This window comes from Phenylobacterium sp. Root1290, from assembly GCF_001425305.1.
GTDB lineage: Bacteria > Pseudomonadota > Alphaproteobacteria > Caulobacterales > Caulobacteraceae > Phenylobacterium.
In genome coordinates this window covers 1-17,560 of the sequence record NZ_LMEE01000006.1, presented here as the reverse complement: position 1 = coordinate 17,560, position 17,560 = coordinate 1, and the positions used below count along the sequence as shown (strand labels likewise).

At 64.4% G+C, this 17,560-nt stretch carries 32 protein-coding genes; all 32 read right to left on the bottom strand.

All coding sequences use genetic code 11. The annotated features are described in order from the left end of the window. Positions 1-41: 41 nt before the first annotated feature. The 32 genes from ASC79_RS20450 to ASC79_RS20295 all read right to left on the bottom strand — a co-directional run bounded on the left by ASC79_RS20450 (position 42) and on the right by ASC79_RS20295 (position 17,317). Positions 42-506, bottom strand: a complete 465-nt coding sequence (locus ASC79_RS20450; protein WP_056018126.1) for an SRPBCC family protein — start codon at positions 504-506, stop codon at positions 42-44. Then, positions 503-835: a helix-turn-helix transcriptional regulator gene (locus tag ASC79_RS20445; protein ID WP_056018124.1), complete on the bottom strand. Its 333-nt coding sequence runs from the start codon at positions 833-835 to the stop codon at positions 503-505. The genes ASC79_RS20450 and ASC79_RS20445 overlap by 4 nt, the downstream gene beginning before the upstream one ends. Beyond that, the gene (locus ASC79_RS20440) at positions 832-1,275 is read right to left on the bottom strand and encodes a VOC family protein (RefSeq protein ID WP_056018122.1); all 444 of its coding nucleotides are present in this window, start codon (positions 1,273-1,275) and stop codon (positions 832-834) included. The genes ASC79_RS20445 and ASC79_RS20440 overlap by 4 nt, the downstream gene beginning before the upstream one ends. Before the next feature lie 19 nt (positions 1,276-1,294). After that, complete coding sequence (locus tag ASC79_RS20435; protein ID WP_056018120.1) at positions 1,295-1,750, bottom strand: VOC family protein; 456 nt, start codon at positions 1,748-1,750, stop codon at positions 1,295-1,297. A gap of 170 nt (positions 1,751-1,920) precedes the next feature. Next, the gene (gene rplQ, locus ASC79_RS20430) at positions 1,921-2,337 is read right to left on the bottom strand and encodes a 50S ribosomal protein L17 (RefSeq protein ID WP_056018118.1); all 417 of its coding nucleotides are present in this window, start codon (positions 2,335-2,337) and stop codon (positions 1,921-1,923) included. 207 nt (positions 2,338-2,544) lie between these two features. Beyond that, entirely contained in the window at positions 2,545-3,561 is a 1,017-nt protein-coding gene (locus tag ASC79_RS20425; RefSeq protein ID WP_056018116.1) for a DNA-directed RNA polymerase subunit alpha, read from the bottom strand. An 81-nt stretch (positions 3,562-3,642) separates the two neighbouring features. Beyond that, positions 3,643-4,032, bottom strand: a complete 390-nt coding sequence (gene rpsK, locus ASC79_RS20420) for a 30S ribosomal protein S11 (protein WP_056018114.1) — start codon at positions 4,030-4,032, stop codon at positions 3,643-3,645. A 12-nt stretch (positions 4,033-4,044) separates the two neighbouring features. Beyond that, a complete protein-coding gene (rpsM, locus tag ASC79_RS20415; protein ID WP_056018113.1) occupies positions 4,045-4,413 on the bottom strand; it encodes a 30S ribosomal protein S13 in 369 nt (122 codons plus the stop codon). Between the two features lie 201 nt (positions 4,414-4,614). After that, on the bottom strand, positions 4,615-5,178 hold the full coding sequence (locus ASC79_RS20410) for an adenylate kinase (RefSeq protein WP_056018111.1): 564 nt from the start codon (positions 5,176-5,178) through the stop codon (positions 4,615-4,617). Positions 5,179-5,226: 48 nt separating this feature from the next. Further along, positions 5,227-6,576: a preprotein translocase subunit SecY gene (gene secY, locus ASC79_RS20405; protein WP_056018109.1), complete on the bottom strand. Its 1,350-nt coding sequence runs from the start codon at positions 6,574-6,576 to the stop codon at positions 5,227-5,229. Between the two features lie 157 nt (positions 6,577-6,733). Beyond that, positions 6,734-7,219, bottom strand: coding sequence for a 50S ribosomal protein L15 (gene rplO, locus ASC79_RS20400; protein WP_056018107.1), 486 nt, complete (start codon positions 7,217-7,219; stop codon positions 6,734-6,736). Positions 7,220-7,353: 134 nt separating this feature from the next. Beyond that, positions 7,354-7,533, bottom strand: coding sequence for a 50S ribosomal protein L30 (gene rpmD / locus ASC79_RS20395; protein WP_056018105.1), 180 nt, complete (start codon positions 7,531-7,533; stop codon positions 7,354-7,356). A 3-nt stretch (positions 7,534-7,536) separates the two neighbouring features. Beyond that, entirely contained in the window at positions 7,537-8,145 is a 609-nt protein-coding gene (gene rpsE, locus ASC79_RS20390; protein WP_056018103.1) for a 30S ribosomal protein S5, read from the bottom strand. 10 nt (positions 8,146-8,155) lie between these two features. Continuing rightward, the gene (gene rplR / locus ASC79_RS20385; RefSeq protein ID WP_056018102.1) at positions 8,156-8,509 is read right to left on the bottom strand and encodes a 50S ribosomal protein L18; all 354 of its coding nucleotides are present in this window, start codon (positions 8,507-8,509) and stop codon (positions 8,156-8,158) included. A gap of 3 nt (positions 8,510-8,512) precedes the next feature. Beyond that, entirely contained in the window at positions 8,513-9,046 is a 534-nt protein-coding gene (gene rplF / locus ASC79_RS20380; RefSeq protein ID WP_056018100.1) for a 50S ribosomal protein L6, read from the bottom strand. 1 nt (position 9,047) lies between these two features. Next, positions 9,048-9,443, bottom strand: coding sequence for a 30S ribosomal protein S8 (gene rpsH / locus ASC79_RS20375; protein ID WP_056018098.1), 396 nt, complete (start codon positions 9,441-9,443; stop codon positions 9,048-9,050). A gap of 10 nt (positions 9,444-9,453) precedes the next feature. Further along, positions 9,454-9,759, bottom strand: coding sequence for a 30S ribosomal protein S14 (rpsN, locus tag ASC79_RS20370; protein WP_056018096.1), 306 nt, complete (start codon positions 9,757-9,759; stop codon positions 9,454-9,456). Between the two features lie 20 nt (positions 9,760-9,779). Beyond that, positions 9,780-10,340, bottom strand: coding sequence for a 50S ribosomal protein L5 (gene rplE, locus ASC79_RS20365; RefSeq protein WP_056018094.1), 561 nt, complete (start codon positions 10,338-10,340; stop codon positions 9,780-9,782). Beyond that, entirely contained in the window at positions 10,333-10,647 is a 315-nt protein-coding gene (gene rplX / locus ASC79_RS20360) for a 50S ribosomal protein L24 (protein WP_056018092.1), read from the bottom strand. The genes rplE and rplX overlap by 8 nt, the downstream gene beginning before the upstream one ends. Next, a complete protein-coding gene (rplN, locus tag ASC79_RS20355; protein ID WP_056018090.1) occupies positions 10,647-11,015 on the bottom strand; it encodes a 50S ribosomal protein L14 in 369 nt (122 codons plus the stop codon). The genes rplX and rplN overlap by 1 nt, the downstream gene beginning before the upstream one ends. 15 nt (positions 11,016-11,030) lie before the next feature. Continuing rightward, the gene (gene rpsQ, locus ASC79_RS20350; protein WP_056018088.1) at positions 11,031-11,282 is read right to left on the bottom strand and encodes a 30S ribosomal protein S17; all 252 of its coding nucleotides are present in this window, start codon (positions 11,280-11,282) and stop codon (positions 11,031-11,033) included. 13 nt (positions 11,283-11,295) lie between these two features. Next, on the bottom strand, positions 11,296-11,490 hold the full coding sequence (gene rpmC, locus ASC79_RS20345; RefSeq protein WP_056018086.1) for a 50S ribosomal protein L29: 195 nt from the start codon (positions 11,488-11,490) through the stop codon (positions 11,296-11,298). Next, the gene (rplP, locus tag ASC79_RS20340) at positions 11,490-11,921 is read right to left on the bottom strand and encodes a 50S ribosomal protein L16 (RefSeq protein WP_056018084.1); all 432 of its coding nucleotides are present in this window, start codon (positions 11,919-11,921) and stop codon (positions 11,490-11,492) included. Before rplP ends, rpmC begins: the two co-directional genes overlap by 1 nt. A 9-nt stretch (positions 11,922-11,930) precedes the next feature. Next, complete coding sequence (gene rpsC, locus ASC79_RS20335) at positions 11,931-12,689, bottom strand: 30S ribosomal protein S3 (protein WP_056018083.1); 759 nt, start codon at positions 12,687-12,689, stop codon at positions 11,931-11,933. Beyond that, entirely contained in the window at positions 12,689-13,069 is a 381-nt protein-coding gene (gene rplV / locus ASC79_RS20330) for a 50S ribosomal protein L22 (RefSeq protein WP_056018081.1), read from the bottom strand. The genes rpsC and rplV overlap by 1 nt, the downstream gene beginning before the upstream one ends. Before the next feature lie 2 nt (positions 13,070-13,071). Next, positions 13,072-13,350, bottom strand: coding sequence for a 30S ribosomal protein S19 (gene rpsS / locus ASC79_RS20325; RefSeq protein ID WP_056018079.1), 279 nt, complete (start codon positions 13,348-13,350; stop codon positions 13,072-13,074). Positions 13,351-13,353: 3 nt separating this feature from the next. Next, on the bottom strand, positions 13,354-14,190 hold the full coding sequence (rplB, locus tag ASC79_RS20320; protein WP_056018077.1) for a 50S ribosomal protein L2: 837 nt from the start codon (positions 14,188-14,190) through the stop codon (positions 13,354-13,356). 4 nt (positions 14,191-14,194) lie between these two features. Beyond that, a complete protein-coding gene (locus tag ASC79_RS20315; protein ID WP_056018075.1) occupies positions 14,195-14,494 on the bottom strand; it encodes a 50S ribosomal protein L23 in 300 nt (99 codons plus the stop codon). Next, positions 14,494-15,132: a 50S ribosomal protein L4 gene (gene rplD, locus ASC79_RS20310; RefSeq protein WP_056018073.1), complete on the bottom strand. Its 639-nt coding sequence runs from the start codon at positions 15,130-15,132 to the stop codon at positions 14,494-14,496. Before rplD ends, ASC79_RS20315 begins: the two co-directional genes overlap by 1 nt. Continuing rightward, complete coding sequence (gene rplC / locus ASC79_RS20305) at positions 15,132-15,890, bottom strand: 50S ribosomal protein L3 (RefSeq protein ID WP_056018071.1); 759 nt, start codon at positions 15,888-15,890, stop codon at positions 15,132-15,134. The genes rplD and rplC overlap by 1 nt, the downstream gene beginning before the upstream one ends. A gap of 14 nt (positions 15,891-15,904) precedes the next feature. Beyond that, positions 15,905-16,213, bottom strand: coding sequence for a 30S ribosomal protein S10 (gene rpsJ, locus ASC79_RS20300; RefSeq protein ID WP_056018070.1), 309 nt, complete (start codon positions 16,211-16,213; stop codon positions 15,905-15,907). 303 nt (positions 16,214-16,516) lie between these two features. Then, positions 16,517-17,317, bottom strand: a complete 801-nt coding sequence (locus ASC79_RS20295; RefSeq protein WP_235528687.1) for a GIN domain-containing protein — start codon at positions 17,315-17,317, stop codon at positions 16,517-16,519. Positions 17,318-17,560: the final 243 nt, after the last annotated feature.

Here is a 17,560-nt window from a genome sequence, read left to right as displayed (position 1 = left end):
CTCCGGGCCGTTTCGATCTCTGAACTACCATGTTCGGCGTCTTACGCCGACGTATCGCGATAGGATGTCAGCAGCCTTTGCCACCACTCGGCCAGGCGCATGAGAAGGGTCTCGTCGGGGAAACCATGGCGAGCCGCCCCTTCCGGCACCTGGTCGAAGCCGCGGTGCTCGACGCTGACCCGGGTCTCCTCGCCGACCGCAGCGAAGCTAACCTCGACTTCGGTCATCAGGTCCGGCGGGAAGTTCGCCTGCCGCCAGGAGAACACCAGCCGCGCCGGCGGCTCCCAGGCGACGATCCTGCCGATCTCGAAGATCTTGCCGTTCTGCAGGGTCTCGATCAGGCGGCCGCCCTCTCCCGGTTCGAAGGCCAACACGCCCGGCGCCCGCGGCGTGGTCTGGAAGAGGCCGTTGGGCCGCCACCAGGCGCCGATCTCCTCGACGAAGGCCGTGAACGCCCGCTCCGGCGAGGCCTTCACTCGCAGCGCGACGAACACCTTCGAGCTCACGGCGTCTTCTCGACATGCGCCTTGAACGCGATGAGCTGTTCGCTCCACAGCCGTTCGCTCTCTTCCAGCCATCGCAACAGATGCACCATGGGTTCAGGCCTCAAGGCGTAGATGCGGACGCGCGCGTCGAACTGGGGGTGGCTCTCCTCCACCAGGCCGCTTTCCCGCAGCGTGCGCAGGTGACGGCTCATGGTCGGCGGCGACAGACCGAGTTCGCGAGCCAACTCTCCCGCCGGGCGCGGCCCCCGCGCCAGCAGATCCACGACCTGCCGGCGGTAGGGATCGGCCAGGGCGGCCAGGGTCGAGTCGACCTGTCGCGCCGTGTTCATCGCCAGCCGGTGATCTTCAGGCCGCTGGCGGCCTCGGCGTCTTCGCGGCTCACAGCCTGCACGGTTTGCGACACCGTCCAGATGTGCCCCTCGGGATCGCGGCAGCGGTAGGTCTTGTCGCCGTAGAACTGCATCTGCGGCTCGGCGTCGATGACCGCGCCGGCCGCCTTGGCGCGGGCGAAGTGATCGTCGAGATCGGTGTCGATCTGGATATGGACAGTCTGGGTGTTCTTGCCGCCGACCGACTTCGGGCTCTTGTGGTCGGCGCTCCACTCCTGGCCGATCATCACGTAGCTGTCACCGAACTCCATCTGCGAGTGCGCGACATTGCCCTCGGCGTCTTCCAAGAGCATCACCAGCTCGAACCCGAAGGCCTTTTCCAGCCAGGCCAAGGCGGCCTTGGGGTCCTGATAGAACACGGCGGAGCGCAAACCGGACATGTGACGTTCTCCTTCAGTTTCAGGCTTTGATGGTGTGGCCGGTGGCCTGTTCCATCTCTTCGACGGACAGGGCCTGGACCGTTTGGCCGAACGACCAGGGATGATCTTCGAGGTCGCGGCAGGTGAAGACGCGGTCGCCGTACGGCTGATCCGCGGGTTCACGCTCTATGGCCGCCCCGGCGTCGCGAGCGCGCTCGCAGACCGCGTCGAGGCCTTCCGCCAACTGCACATGCACCGACTGGGTGGACCGGCCGCCGAAGGCAGCAGGACTGACCGCGCGTCCGCTGGGCGGCCCCACGACCATGATGTAGCCGTCGTGCAGGACCAGTTCGGAGTGGATCACCCCGCCCTGCCCGTCCTCGACGACCATGCGGGTCTCAAAGCCAAAGGCGCGCTCCAGCCAGGCGATGGCGGCGACCGGGTCGCGATACCAGAGCAACGGGCCGATCGTCGGCAGCTTGCTGCGCTCGTTCATCTCGCGTCTCCCTGCTCCAGGCCTCTCAGCGGGCCTTCATTTTCCCAATGATATAATATTTTCAGTTTTTCGCAAATATATTTCGCGGTCGGCTGCCGGCGTGCACGCAAAACAAAAGCCCCGGATGTTTCCATCCGGGGCTCTGAATGTCTGCAGACTGCAGGCTGGTCTTATTCGTCGCCGAAGCCGACGTTCTGGACCGGGCCGGAGTCCTTGCCCTTTTCGGCCGGGTCACGATCGACGAACTCGATCACGGCCAGCGGGGCGTTGTCGCCGTAGCGGAAGCCGGCCTTCAGGACGCGGATGTAGCCGCCCTGGCGCTCCTTGTAGCGCGGGCCGAGGACCGCGAAGAGCTTGCCGACCTGCTCGACGTCGCGAACCTGGCTGATCGCCTGACGGCGAGCGTGCAGGTCGCCGCGCTTCGCCAGCGTGACCAGCTTTTCAACAACCGGGCGCAGTTCCTTGGCCTTCGGCAGAGTCGTGACGATCTGCTCGTGCTTGATCAGGCTCGCCGCCATGTTGGCGAACATCGCGGTGCGGTGGGCGGTCGTACGACCCAGTTTGCGGTGGGCTTTGCCGTGACGCATTTCATATCTCCTGGGCCGCTGGGCCCGCTGGGCGCGGTGAAGCGCCCTTGCCTAACCAAGTCCCAGCCTGCTCCCGCCTGGGTCAAAACGAAGCGCCGGAGCCTTCCGCCGCGGTTGCGGCCTCATCAGGCCCTTGCCGCCAAAGCGGCTCGGAGTCAGCGCGTAGTTCTAAAGAACCGAGGCCCGCCAGGCGGGCCTCGGAGCGTCTTACATCTGATCGTCGAACTTCTTGGCGAGTTCTTCGATATTTTCCGGCGGCCAGTTCGGCACGTCCATGCCGAGATGCAGGTTCATGCCCGCGAGCACTTCCTTGATCTCGTTCAGCGACTTGCGGCCGAAGTTCGGAGTGCGGAGCATTTCCGCCTCGGTCTTCTGGATCAGGTCGCCGATGTACACGATGTTGTCGTTCTTCAGGCAGTTCGCCGAGCGGACCGAGAGCTCGAGCTCGTCGACCTTCTTCAGCAGCGCCGGGTTGAACGGCAGTTCCGGCTTGCTCTCGCCTTCGACCTTCTTCTTCGGCTCTTCGAAGGTGATGAAGATCTGCAGCTGGTCCTGGAGGATACGGGCGGCGAAAGCCACCGCGTCCACCGGCGAAATCGCGCCGTTGGTTTCCACTTCCATGATCAGCTTGTCGTAGTCGAGGCTCTGGCCCTGACGGGTCGGCTCGACACGGTAGGCGACGCGCTTAACCGGCGAATAGAGGCTGTCGACGGCGATGAGGCCGATCGGAGCGTCTTCCGGGCGGTTACGCTCGGCCGGGACATAGCCCTTGCCGTTGTTGACCGTGAACTCCATGCGCACGGTGGCGCCGTCGTCCAGGGTGCAGAGCACGTGGTCCGGGTTCAGAATCTCGATGTCCGACGGGACTTCGATCTGGCCGGCGGTCACGATGCCCGGGCCGGTGGCCTTAAGCGTCATACGCTTGGGGCCCTCGGCGTGCATGCGCAGCGCCAGTTGCTTGATGTTCAGGACGATGTCGACAACGTCCTCGCGAACGCCTTCCAGCGACGAGAACTCATGGACCACGCCGTCAATCTGGACGGCGGTCACGGCCGCGCCCTGCAGCGACGACAGAAGCACTCGGCGGAGGCTGTTGCCGAGCGTCACCCCGAAACCGCGCTCGAGCGGCTCGGCCACCAGACGCGCCTTGCGGTTCGCGTCGGTTCCGGCCTCGATCAGCGGCTTCTCGGGACGGATGAGCTCGTTCCAGTTTCTTTCGATCACGTAGAGATGTCCCTCGAAACGCAGGATCGCCGGACGCGAAAAGCTCGGTCCGGCGCGTGGGGAGTGCAGTACTGCGGTACTTTAGACCCGCCGGCGCTTGGGCGGCCGGCAGCCGTTATGCGGAATGGGGGTCACGTCACGGATGGTGGTGATCGTCATGCCCACGGCCTGCAGCGCGCGGAGCGCCGACTCACGGCCCGAACCCGGACCCGAGACGTTCACTTCCAGCGTCTTCACGCCATGCTCGGCGGCCTTGCGGCCCGCGTCCTCGGCCGCCATCTGAGCGGCGTACGGGGTCGACTTCCGAGAACCCTTGAAGCCCATCATGCCGGCCGACGACCAGGAGATGGTGTTCCCCTGCGCGTCCGTGATGGTGATCATGGTGTTGTTGAACGAGGCGTTCACGTGCGCCACGCCCGAGGTGATGTTCTTGCGTTCGCGACGTTTGACGCGCGCCGGTTCCTTGGCCATCGCTAAGCTCTCTTACTTCTTCTTGCCGGCGATCGGCTTGGCCGGACCCTTGCGGGTGCGGGCATTGGTGTGGGTGCGCTGGCCGCGGACCGGGAGGCCCTTACGGTGACGCAGGCCGCGATAGCAGGCCAGGTCCATCAGACGCTTGATGTTGACCGCCGTCTCGCGACGCAGGTCGCCCTCGACGAGGTAGTCGCGGTCGATCGCCTCGCGGATCTGCAGCACCTCAGCGTCGGACAGTTGATTGACGCGGCGAGCGTCCTCAATGCCAACCTTCTGGACGATCTCCTTGGCTTTCGCCTGGCCGATCCCATGGATGTACTGCAGCGCGATGACGACGCGCTTGTTAGTCGGAATGTTGACGCCAGCGATACGGGCCACGCGTTGAATCTCCTAGTCACGCAGAGAAGCGCGAACGGCGCCCCGGCCCAGAATCCCGTGTGGGAAGGCCGGCACGTCCTTCGCGCCCTTTCGCGGAAGCGCACCGTTATAGGGAACGTTGCGTTTCCGTCAATGGAGCAATCGCAGGAATCTGAAGCTTTTCAGACTTCCGCAATCGCTGGGCGGGTTGGTCGCCAGATATCAGGCCTTGAGGGCCTGGTCGATTCCGGCGGCGACGTCCTCGATCGAACCCATGCCGTCCAGCTCGACCAGTTTTCCCTGGTCTTGATAGTACGGCAGCAAGGGCGCGGTCTGGTCGTTATATGCCGAGAGCCGCACCTTGAAGCTCTCGGGGTTGTCATCGGGACGGCCCGATTCGGCGAAACGACCGGCAACCCGCTTGAGGAGCTGCTCGTCGTCCACCTTCAGGCGCAGCACTAGATCGATTCGCGAGCCGCGCTTGGCCAGCATCTCGTCCAGCGCCCCGGCCTGGGCCAGGGTCCTTGGGAAGCCGTCGAAGATCGCGCCGCCGGCCGCGTCGGCTTCCGGAAGACGCTCTTCGATCAGCGCGATCACGATCTCATCGGTGACCAGCTCGCCACGCTGCATGACGCCCTCGACACGCTTGCCGAGCTCAGAGCCCGAAGCGATCGCGGCGCGCAGCATGTCTCCGGTGGAGAGCTGGACCATCTTGCGGGAATCCACCAGGCGCTTGGCCTGAGTTCCCTTGCCCGCCGCCGGCGGGCCGAACAGGATCAAATTCATAGCTTTTATGTCCCCTCCCCGGCCGCCCCTTTTCGGCCGGTACGCCCCTTAGCGAGCGCGTCCCCCGCGCAGCTTGGATTTCTTGATCAGGCCTTCGTACTGGTGCGCCAGCAGGTGCGACTGGATCTGGGTGACCGTATCCATGGTCACGCTCACCACGATCAGGATCGAGGTGCCGCCGAGATAGAACGGCGCCTTGAAGTACCCGATCAGCGCTTCTGGCATCAGACAGACCAGCGTGATATACGCCGCCCCGATCACCGTCAGGCGAGTCAGCACGTAGTCGAGGTACTCGGCCGTCCGCTTGCCAGGGCGGATGCCCGGCAGGAAGCCGCCGTACTTGCGCAGGTTCTCGGCGGTGTCGTCCGGGTTGAACACGACCGAGGTGTAGAAGAAGCAGAAGAAGATGATCAGCAGCGCATAGAGCACCATGAACGCCGGCTGGCCGTGCTGCAGCTGGCCCACCATGCCGGGCAGCCACTGCGCCCAGGCCGGAAGGTCGGCCGTAGCCAGGAAGCCCATCGCCGTCGTCGGCAGCAGCAGCAGCGACGAGGCGAAGATCGGCGGGATGACGCCGGCGGTGTTGATCTTCAGCGGCAGGAACGAGGTGTCGCCGCCGAACATCCGGTTGCCTTGCTGGCGCTTCGGATACTGCACCAGCAGGCGGCGCTGCGAGCGCTCCATGAAGACGATGGCGAAGACGACGGCGATGGCCAGGGCGATGATCGCGAACATCGCAAACGGCGACAGCGAGCCGGTCCGCGTCATCGTGAACATCTGCCAGACGCCCTGCGGCAGGACCGCGACGATACCGGCGAAAATGATCAGCGAGACGCCGTTGCCGACGCCGCGGCTGGTGATCTGCTCGCCCAGCCACATCAGGAAGAGCGTACCGCCGGTCAGCGTCACGACCGTCGAGGCCAGGAAGAAGACGCCAGGGTTCAGCACCAGGCCGGGGCTGTTCTGCAGCCCGGTGGCGATCGCGAACGACTGGAACAGCGCCAGAATGACCGTCAGGTAGCGGGTGTACTGGTTGAGCGTCTTGCGCCCCGCCTCCCCGCCTTCCTTACGCAGCTTCTCCCAGGGCGGATAAACCGTCCCGAGCAGCTGAACGATGATCGAGGCCGAGATGTACGGCATCACGTTCAGCGAGAAGATCGCCATCCGCTCGACGGCGCCCCCGGAGAACATGTTGAACATGCCCAGGATGCCCTGCGCCTGGCCTTGGAAGGCCTGTGCGAACGCAGCCGGGTCGATGCCCGGGATCGGGATATAGGTCCCGAGGCGATAGACGATCAGCGCACCCAAGGTGAAGAAGATGCGCTTGTGCAGCTCCGTCGCCTTCTGGAAGGCGCCGAAGTTCATGTTTGCTGCTAGCTGTTCGGCGGCCGAAGCCATTTAGAACCCCAGACTGAAGGACCGGACGTACATAGGGCGTCCATCCTGCGCTGTCATCCGGCCCCCTTGCCTCACCCCGCCGCAAACATGCGGAAAAGGGCCAGGCGGGGCGCCGGACAATCAGCGTGGGTCCCCGCACGAAGCGGGGATGAGCGGCTTACTCGGCGGCTTCGGCAGCGGCCGGACCGGTCGTGGTGACCTTGCCGCCAGCCTTCTCGACAGCGGCCTTGGCCGCGGCCGAAGCCGAATAGACGGTGATCTCGATCTTGGACTTCAGTTCGCCCTTGCCCAGGAGGCGCACGCCGTCCTTTTCACGACGCAGAACGCCGGCGGCGATCAGCACCTTGGCGTCGATGGCCTTCTTGGCGTCGAGCTTGCCGGCGGCGATCGCCTGCTCCAGACGCCACAGGTTCACCTCGGCGAATTCCTTGGCGAAGGGGTTGTTGAAGCCGCGCTTCGGCATCCGCATGTGCAGCGGCATCTGGCCGCCCTCGAAGCCGGCGATCGAGACGCCGGTGCGGGACTTCTGACCCTTCACACCACGGCCGCCGGTCTTGCCCTTGCCCGAGCCCGGGCCGCGGCCGACGCGCATGCGGTTCTTGGTGGAGCCTTCGCGCGGGCTCAGTTCGTTAAGCTTGGTCATATGACGCCTCTCCTTGGAGATCTGACGCCCGGGCGCAGGCCCGGACTCGGCTGAAAAAGAAACTCGGCCGCCGAAACGACCGAAGAGGCGACGCTTTTGGCGCCGCCTCTCCTAAACGTCCAGTCGAAAGGCGTTTAGCCTTCGATCACTTCCACCATGTGATGGACCTTGGCGATCATCCCGCGCACAGACGGGCTGTCTTCCAGGACCGACACGCGGCCGATGCGGTTCAGGCCGAGACCGATGAGGGTCGCGCGCTGATCGCTCTTACGGCGGATGGGGCTCGCCGTTTGACGAACGGTCACCTTAGCCATGGTTTACTCTCCGTCAGCGGCGGCGACCGCAGCGCTGTCAGCCTTGCGGCCCAGCACGTCGGCGACCTTCTTGCCGCGCTTGGCGGCGACCTGGCGGGGCGAAGACTGAGCCTTCAGCGCCTCGAAGGTCGCGCGCACCATGTTGTAGGGGTTCGACGAGCCGACCGACTTGCCCACGACGTCCTGGACGCCGAGGGTTTCGAGCACGGCGCGCATCGGACCGCCGGCGATGACGCCGGTGCCCGGAGGAGCCGAGCGGACCATGACCTTGCCGGCGCCCCAACGGCCATTGCCGTCGTGGTGCAGGGTGCGGCTCTCGCGGAGCGGCACGCGGATCATCGACTTCTTGGCTTCCTCGGTCGCCTTACGGATGGCTTCCGGCACTTCACGCGCCTTGCCATGACCGTAGCCGACGCGGCCCTTCTGATCACCGACCACCATCAGGGCGGCGAACGAGAAGCGACGGCCGCCCTTCACAGTGGCGGCGACGCGGTTGATGTGCACCAGCTTCTCGACGATGTCGGATTCAGCGCGCTCTTCCGCTTGATTGCCGCGGTTGCGGTCACGACGGCCTTGGCCGTCACCACCACGTTGTTCGTTTCCACGAGCCATCAGCGTACCCCTAGAAGTTCAGGCCGGCTTCGCGCGCGGCGTCGGCCAGGGCTTTCACCCGGCCGTGGTAGATGTAACCGCCACGATCGAAGACGACGTCCTTGACGCCCTTTTCGATGGCGCGTTGCGCCACGAGCGCGCCCACACGGGCGGCGGCGTCCTTGTCAGAACCCTTCTGCTTGTCGCCCTCGAGGGTCGAGGCGGCAGCCAGGGTCACGCCGCGCTCATCATCGATGATCTGGGCGTAGATGTTCTTGGACGAGCGGAAGACCGACAGACGCGGCCGACCATTCGCCACCGACCGCAGGCGGATGCGCGTGCGCTCGGCACGACGCTTGGCGGTGTCACGGGGTTTAAGAGCCATGGCCTACTTCTTCTTGCCTTCCTTGCGGCGAACCTTCTCGCCGGCATAACGGACGCCCTTGCCCTTGTAGGGCTCCGGCGGACGCAGGCGGCGGATCTTCGAGGCGATCTCGCCGACGGCTTGCTTGTCGATGCCCGAGATCTTGATCTCGGTCTGCTTCGGCGTCGCGAAGGTGATCCCGGCAGGCGGGGGCACGTCCACGTCGTGGCTGAAGCCGAGTTGCATGGAGAGCGCCTGGCCCTTCATCGCAGCGCGGTAACCAACGCCGACCAGTTCGAGGGTTTGCTCGAAGCCCTGGGTCACGCCGACCACCATGTTGCTCACCAGGGTGCGCGACAGGCCCCACATGGCTTGCGCCCGGGTCGAGTCGACGCGCTTGGAGAGCTGGAGCTCAGCGCCTTCCTGCTTCACTTCGATTTCTTCGGCGACGGTCCAGGAGAGTTGACCCTTGGGCCCCTTCACCGTGACGGTCTGGCCGTCGATGGTCACCGTCACGCCCGCGGGGACGGCGACCGCCTTCTTTCCAATCCGCGACATCTTAGTAGACCCGCAACAGGACTTCGCCGCCCACGTTCGCGTCACGCGCGGCCGTGTCCGACATGACGCCCTTCGGCGTCGACAGGATCGAGATACCCAGGCCGTTCTTGATCGGCTTCAGGTCCTTGATCGACGAGTAGACGCGGCGGCCCGGCTTCGAGATCCGGCGGATCTCAGCGATCACCGGCTGACCATCGAAGTACTTCAGCTCGATCTCGAACTCCGGGAAAGCGCCCGGCTTCTGAACGAGTTGATAGCCGCGGATGTAGCCTTCCTCGGCGAGCACGTCGAGGACGCGCGCGCGCATCTTCGAGGCCGGCGTGGAAACCTTGGAACGGCCGCGGGTGGCGGCGTTCTTGATGCGGGCGATCATATCGCCAACGGGGTCGTTCACCATGAGACCCTCCTCACCAGCTCGACTTGACGAGGCCAGGAATCTGGCCGTTCGAGCCCAGTTCGCGCAGCGCGATCCGGCTCATCTTAAGCTTCCGGTAGTAGGCGCGCGGACGGCCCGTGACTTCGCAACGATTACGGATGCGGGTCTTGGACGAGTTACGCGGCAGTTCGGCGAGCTTCAGGCGCGCTTCGAAGCGTTCTTCGAGCGGCAGGCTCTCGTCGTTGGCGATCGCCTTGAGTTCTTCGCGCTTGTTGGCGAATTGCTTCACCAGCTTGCGGACCATCTCGTTGCGATTGACAGCGCTTTTCTTGGCCATTTGTTCTTTCCTTCCCGCCGTTACGCTTGAACGAACGGGAACTGGAATTCCTTGAGAAGCGCGCGCGCTTCGTCGTCGGTCTTCGCAGTCGTGGCGACGATGATGTCCATGCCCCACATTTGATCGATTTGGTCGTAGTTGATCTCCGGGAACACGATGTGCTCCTTCAGACCCATAGCGTAGTTGCCACGACCGTCGAACGAGGTGGGCTTCAGGCCCCGGAAGTCCTTCACGCGCGGCAGCGCGATCGTGATCAGGCGGTCCAGAAACTCGTACATGCGGTCCGCGCGAAGGGTCACCTTCGCACCGACGACCATGCCTTCGCGCAGCTTGAAGCCGGCGATGGAGTTACGAGCCTTGGTCGGCTGCGGCTTCTGACCGGCGATCTTCGCCAGGTCGGCGATCGCCGAGTTGACCTTCTTGGAGTCCGAGACGGCTTCACCGATGCCCATGTTCAGGACGATCTTGTCCAGCTTGGGGATCTGCATCTCGTTCGTGTAGCCGAACTGCTCCTTCATCGCGGCGCGGATGCGCGCGCGATATTCGGACTTCAGCCGGGGTTCGTAAGCTTGCTCAGCCATTGATCACCTCACCGGTCGTCTTGGCGACGCGGACCTTCTTGTCGCCTTCGACCCGGAAGCCGACGCGGGTCGGCTTACCCTTGGAGTCGACGATCGCCACGTTCGAGATGTGGAGCGCCGCTTCCTTGTTCTTGATGCCGCCTTGCGGGTCGGTCTGCGTCGGACGGGTGTGGCGCTGAACCATGTTCAGGCCCTCGACCACGACGCGGTCTTCCTTCGGCAGCACGCGCAGGACAGCGCCTTGACGGCCCTTGTCCTTGCCCGTGAGGACGACAACGCGGTCGCCCTTCTTGATCTTCGCGGCCATTACAGCACCTCGGGAGCGAGCGAGATGATCTTCATGTGGTTCTTGGCGCGCAGTTCACGGGGAACCGGGCCAAAGATCCGCGTGCCGATCGGCTCGGATTGCTTGTTGACGATCACGGCGGCGTTCTTGTCGAAACGGATCACCGAACCGTCCTTGCGCTTGATCGCGGAAGACGTGCGCACGACGATCGCCTGCAGCACGTCACCCTTTTTCACTCGACCGCGCGGGATCGCTTCCTTCACGGAGACGACAATCTTGTCGCCAACGCCGGCGTAGCGGCGACCAGCGCCACCAAGCACCTTGATGCACATCACACGACGGGCGCCGGAATTGTCGGCGACCTCGAGGTTAGTCTGCATCTGAATCATGGGATGAGACTTTCTTTAGGAGGCTTGCTGGTCAGCGCCTTTCGGCAGCGCTTCCCAGGTCTTGGTTTTAGACTTCGGAGCGCATTCGATGATGCGCGCGATGTCGCCGGCCTTGTAGACGTTCGCCTCGTCGTGGGCGTGGTACTTCTTCGACCGACGAACGGTCTTTTTCAGCACCGGGTGCAGGAAGGTACGCTCGACCTTCACAACGATCGTCTTGTCGCCCTTGTCCGAGACGACGACGCCTTCGAGAATTCGCTTTGGCATGTTCGTTGTCTCCTTAGGCCGCGGTCTGCTTGGAGCGCAGGACGGTCTTGATCCGCGCGATGTCCTTGCGGACCTCGTCCACGCGGTGGGTCTTCTCGACCTGGCCGGTCGCCGCCTGGAAGCGCAGGTTAAACTGCTCTTTCTTCAGGTTCAGCAGGGCCTCGCCGAGTTGGTCGGGCGTCATGCCCCGGATATCGTCGATCTTCATCACGCGTGCTCCGCGACAGCGGCGTCGATGCGGGTGACGATGCGGGTCTTCACGGGAAGCTTGGCCGCGCCGAGGCGCAGGGCTTCACGAGCGACATCGTCCGGCACGCCGTCGATTTCAAACATGATACGGCCAGGGTGAACGCGCGCGGCCCAGTACTCGACCGCGCCCTTGCCCTTACCCATCCGCACTTCAGCCGGCTTGTCGGTCACCGGAACGTCCGGGAAGATCCGGATCCACACGCGACCTTGGCGCTTCATCTGACGAGTGATCGCCCGACGAGCCGCTTCGATCTGACGAGCGGTGATGCGTTCCGGTTCAACGGACTTCAGACCGTAGGAGCCGAAGTTCAGCGAGAAGCCGCCCTTCGCAACGCCGTGGATCTTGCCCTTGAACTGCTTGCGGTACTTGGTCTTTTTCGGAGACAGCATGGCTCTACCTTAGGCTCCAGCTTGCTCGCGACGGTCACGACGCGGACCGCGATCGCCGCGGTCGCCACGTTCACGTCCGCCGCCCTCGCCGGCCGGGCCGGATTCCGTGGCCAGGCGCTTGTCGAGAGCCATCGGGTCGTGGTCGAGGACCTCGCCCTTGAAGACCCACACCTTCACGCCGATGATGCCGTAAGTGGTCGAAGCTTCGGTCACGCCGTAGTCGATGTCGGCCCGCAGTGTGTGACGCGGAACGCGACCCTCGTGGTACGATTCGGTACGGGCGATTTCGGCGCCGCCCAGACGGCCAGCGACTTCGATGCGCATGCCCTTGGCGCCCAGACGCATCGCGCTTTGCAGCGAACGCTTCATGGCGCGACGGAACGCGACGCGGCGCTCGAGCTGCTGGGCGATGTTCTCGGCCACCAGCTGGGCGTCGGTTTCCGGCTTACGGATTTCGACGATGTTCAGGTGAACTTCGCCTTCCGTGATCGCCGCAACGTCCTTGCGCAGCTTGTCGATGTCCGCACCCTTCTTGCCGATGATCACGCCAGGGCGCGCGGCATAGATGGTGATGCGGCACTTCTTGTGGGGACGCTCAATGATGATCCGCGAAACGCCGGCTTGATACAGGCGCTTCTTGAGCTGCTTGCGGATCTTGATGTCCTCATGCAGGAGCTTGCCGTAGTCCGCCTTCTTGGCGAACCAACGCGAGTCCCACGTGCGGTTGATGCCGAGGCGAAGCCCGACCGGATTGACTTTCTGACCCATCAGGCGGCCTCACCCAATTCGCGGACCACGATGGTGATCTCGCTGAACGGCTTTTCGATGCGCGAAGCACGACCGCGAGCGCGGGCGGCGAAGCGCTTCATCACCAGGTTCTTGCCCACGAAGGCCTCGGCGACGACCAGGTTGTCGATGTCGAGGTTGTGGTTGTTTTCGGCGTTCGAGATGGCCGAGTAGAGCGCCTTGCGCACATCGCGAGCGATGCGCTTGTGGCTGAACTCCAGCTCGTTGAGGGCGCGCTGCACCTTCAGGCCGCGGATCGACTGAGCCACGAGGTTCAGCTTGCGCGGGCTGGTGCGCAGAGTCGTCACCTTGGCCATCGCCTCAACGCCGGTCAGGCGGCGTGCTTTAGCTTGCTTTGCCATGGTTACTTCCTCTTGGCCTTCTTGTCGGCCGCGTGGCCAGGGAAGTACCGGGTCGGAGCAAACTCACCGAGCTTCATGCCGACCATGTCTTCGCTGACCAGCACGGGAACGTGCTTCTGGCCATTGTGGACGCCGAACGTCAGGCCGACGAACTGCGGCATGATGGTCGAGCGACGCGACCAGGTCTTGATGACGTCCTTGCGGCCAGACGACAGAGCGTTGTCGGCCTTCTTGAGGAGGTATCCGTCGACAAACGGACCTTTCCAGACGGAACGGGTCATGGCTTAGCGAGCCTTCCGAGCGTGGCGCGAACGGATGATGTACTTATCCGTCGCCTTGTTAGAACGGGTCTTCGAGCCCTTGGTCGGCTTGCCCCACGGGGTGACCGGGTGGCGACCGCCGGAGGTGCGGCCTTCACCGCCGCCGTGCGGGTGATCGACCGGGTTCATGACGACGCCGCGGACGTGCGGGCGGAAGCCCATGTGGCGGGTGCGGCCAGCCTTGCCCAGGACCTGGTTCATGTGGTCCTGGTTCGACACCGCGCCGACCGTAGCCATGCAGGTGTCTTGAACCATCCGCAGTTCGCCCGAACCGAGACGGATCTGGGCGTAGCCGGCGTCACGGCCGACCAGCTGGGCGTAGGCGCCAGCCGAGCGGGCCATTTGGCCGCCCTTGAGGGGCTTCAGCTCGATGTTGTGAATGATCGTGCCGATCGGCATGCCACGGAGCGGCATGGCGTTGCCCGGCTTCACATCGGCCTTCTCGGCGGCGATGACGACATCGCCGGCCTTCAGGCGTTGCGGGGCCAGGATGTAGGCCAGTTCGCCGTCCTCATACTTGATGAGGGCGATGAACGCCGTGCGGTTCGGGTCGTACTCAAGACGCTGAACCGTGGCCGGCACGTCGAACTTGCGACGCTTGAAGTCGACCTTGCGATACAGGCGCTTGGCGCCGCCGCCGCGGAAGCGGACAGCGATACGGCCGTTGCCGCCGCGACCGCCCGACTTGGTCAGGCCCTCGACGAGCGACTTTTCCGGGCGGCCCTTGTGGAGCTCGGACCGGTCGACCAGCACGAGGCCGCGACGGCCCGGCGAGGTCGGATTAAACTGCTTCAGAGCCATCGAACTAGAGCCCCGTGGTGATGTCGATCGACTGGCCTTCGGCCAGGGTCACGACAGCTTTCTTGACGTCCGAGCGACGGCCCGGACGGCCGCGGAAACGCTTGGTCTTGCCCTTGACGACCAAGGTGTTGACCTTGGTGACATTGACCTTGAACAGCGCTTCGACAGCGGCGGCGATTTCATCCTTCGTCGCATCGTTGGCGACGCGGAAGACGACCTTGTTCTGCTCCGAGAGCAGAGTGGCCTTTTCCGTGATCACCGGCGACAGGATGGCGTCGTAGTGGCGGGCGACGGGGTCGGCCATTACGCAGCTTCCTTCTCAGCAAAGCGCGCATTGATCGCTTCGACCGCGTCCTTGGTCAGGACCAGGGTCTTGCGACGCAGCACGTCATAGACGTTCAGGCCGGCGTTCGGCAGCACATCCACGTTCGGGATGTTGCGAGCGGCCATCGCGAAGTTCGCGTCGACCTCAGCACCAGCGATGACCAGCGCGTTCTTCAGGCCGATCTTGTCGAGGTTGGCGCGCAGGGCCGAGGTCTTGACCTCGGTCAGGGCGACGGTGTCGACGACGACCAGAGCGCCCGACTTGACCTTCGAGGACAGCGCATGGCGCAGGGCCAGGGCGCGGAACTTCTTGGTCAGGTCGAAGGCGTGGCTGCGCACGACAGGCCCGTGAGCCTTGGCGCCGCCGACGAACTGGGCCGCACGGCGCGAACCGTGACGAGCGCCGCCGGTGCCCTTCTGCTTGTACATCTTCTTGCCCGTACGAGAGACCTCGTTGCGGACCTGGATCTTGTGGTTCCCCGAGCGGCGCTTGGCGAGTTGCCAAGTCACCATGCGCTGCAGGATGTCGCCACGGATCTCGTCGATGCCGAACACGGCGTCGGACAGTTCGATCGAACCACCCTTGGCGCCGTCAAGTTTGATGACGTCGAGTTTCATTACTGTTCTTCGCCCCCAGCTTCGGCCGGAGCCTCTTCCACCGCAGGCGCCTCAGCGGCGACCGGAGCCGCAGCAGCCTGGCCAGCCTTACGGAAGCCGCCCGGGATCGGGGCTTCAGCCGGACGAGCCGACTTCACCGCGTCGCGGATCTTCACGAAGGTGCCCTCGGTGCCGGGCACGGAGCCCTTCACGAGGATCAGGCCACGCTCAGCGTCGACCTTCCAGACGGTGACGTTCAGGGTGGTGACGGTCTCTTGGCCGAGATGGCCGGCCATCTTCTTGTTCTTGAAGGTCTTGCCCGGATCCTGGCGGTTACCGGTCGAACCATGGGCCCGGTGCGAAACCGAGACACCGTGGGTCGCGCGCATGCCGCCGAAGTTCCAGCGCTTCATGGCGCCGGCGAAACCCTTACCGACCGTGAGGGCGGTGACGTCGACCTTTTGGCCGGCGACGAAATGGTCGGCGGTGAACTCCGCGCCCACTTCGATCAGGTTCTCTTCGGTGACGCGGAATTCCGCGACTTCGCGCTTCGGCTCAACTTCAGCCTTGGCGAAGTGGCCGCGCATGGCCTTCGAAGTGTTCTTGGCCTTCTTGGCGCCAGCACCGAGCTGGAGAGCCACATAGCCGTCTTTGTCCTGGGTGCGCTGACCCGTGACCTGGCAGCCCTCAAGGCTGAGCACGGTCACAGGAACATGGACGCCGCCTTCATCGAAGAAGCGAGCCATACCCAGTTTCTTGGCGATCACGCCGGTACGCATCGACCGATCCCCTCTTAAAGCTTGATCTCGACGTCCACGCCGGCGGACAGGTCGAGCTTCATGAGCGCGTCCACGGTCTGCGGGGTGGGGTCGACGATATCGAGCACGCGCTTATGCGTGCGGATTTCGAACTGCTCGCGCGACTTCTTGTCGACGTGCGGCGAACGGTTGACGGTGAATTTTTCGATTTGCGTCGGCAGGGGGATGGGCCCCCGGACGGTCGCGCCGGTGCGCTTAGCCGTATTGACGATCTCGCGTGTGGAATGGTCCAGCACGCGGTGATCGAAGGCTTTGAGCCGGATGCGGATGTTCTGACGATCCATATCGCTCTTTAGTTTCCCCTACAGACGACGAACGTCCGCGTGACATTGACCATTTCAAAGACCAACCCGAACGCCTCATAGGAGACGCTCGTACGCGTAAGTCCGCAAAAACGACGTGAGCCTGCGCGAACGCTTCGCGAGGCCCTGTCCCGGAACCTCGATTTGCATCGATTTCCGGGCCGTTCTGCGAACCGCGTCTGTGCTTCAAATCACTTCGAAGCACACAGCCGGTCCAACAGGAGGCGCGTCTATACGTGTGCGACTCGCCGGCGTCAAGGCTTGCCAGCGTCCGCCCCGCGCGCTCTAGCCGATGATGACGTCGCCCGAGCCGAGCACCGCCTTCGAAACCGCGCCGCTCACGGCCTTCACCTTGACGTCGCCCGAGCCCGCAATGCGAGCCTTGAGCGACTCCGCCCGGCCATTGACGTCGACGCCCCCGGAGCCGGCGACGGACACCGCCATCGCTCCGACCCGGCCGCCCGCGATCTTTACGTCGCCCGAGCCGGCGATCTTCACATCGAGCGCGCCATCGAGCGAGGCCGTCCACACGTCGCCAGATCCGGCCATGTTCACGGACATCGGCCCTTTTACTGCTTGGGTCTTGATATCCCCAGACCCGGCCACGCGCAGGTTGGCGCGGCCGACGCTGCCGACGTGCGTGTCGCCCGAGCCGGCCTGGTTGAGCGTCAGCTCCCCGGCGACATTCGCGACGGTCCAGTCGCCGCAGCCGGCGTTTGAAAGCCGGAGATTGTCGGACTTCCCGATCGCGCCGAAGACCGCCCCGCCGCTGTCCAGATCGACGTCGCGGGGCGCGCGGATCACGATCTGCGGCATATTGGCGTAAGCGACGGCGCCGACGCCGGCGACGCTGACCGAGGCGCCCGCCCCCTCCCCTTCGCAGTGACGGATCTTCCGGTCCAAGTCCCCGTCGATGGTCACCCGGCCGCCTTGGGCCCTGACCTGCAGCGGCAGTTGGGCGTGGTTGGAGAGGATCTCGACCTTCACATCGCTGCGCGCCTCCGGGATCACCGTGACGCGCACAACGGCGTCCTTGATCTCAACCGAGGGAGGGGCAGCCTGGGCGGCGCCCGCTGACAGAGCCACGCCAAGCCCAAGAAATATCACCGGCAAACGCATGTCTTTCCCTCCGCTCCGCTGAACAACCTTGGCGCGACGGTAGGCCGTGCCCATGGTGGGGTCAGCTTAAATCCAGGTCATGACCTAAGCTTCATCTTCCCCCTTCCGGGCATCAAAAAGGCCGCCGAGGTTTCCCTCGGCGGCCTGATTGTCTTGGTGGTGGTGAGATCGACTATTCGACGATCTTGGCCACGACGCCGGCGCCGACGG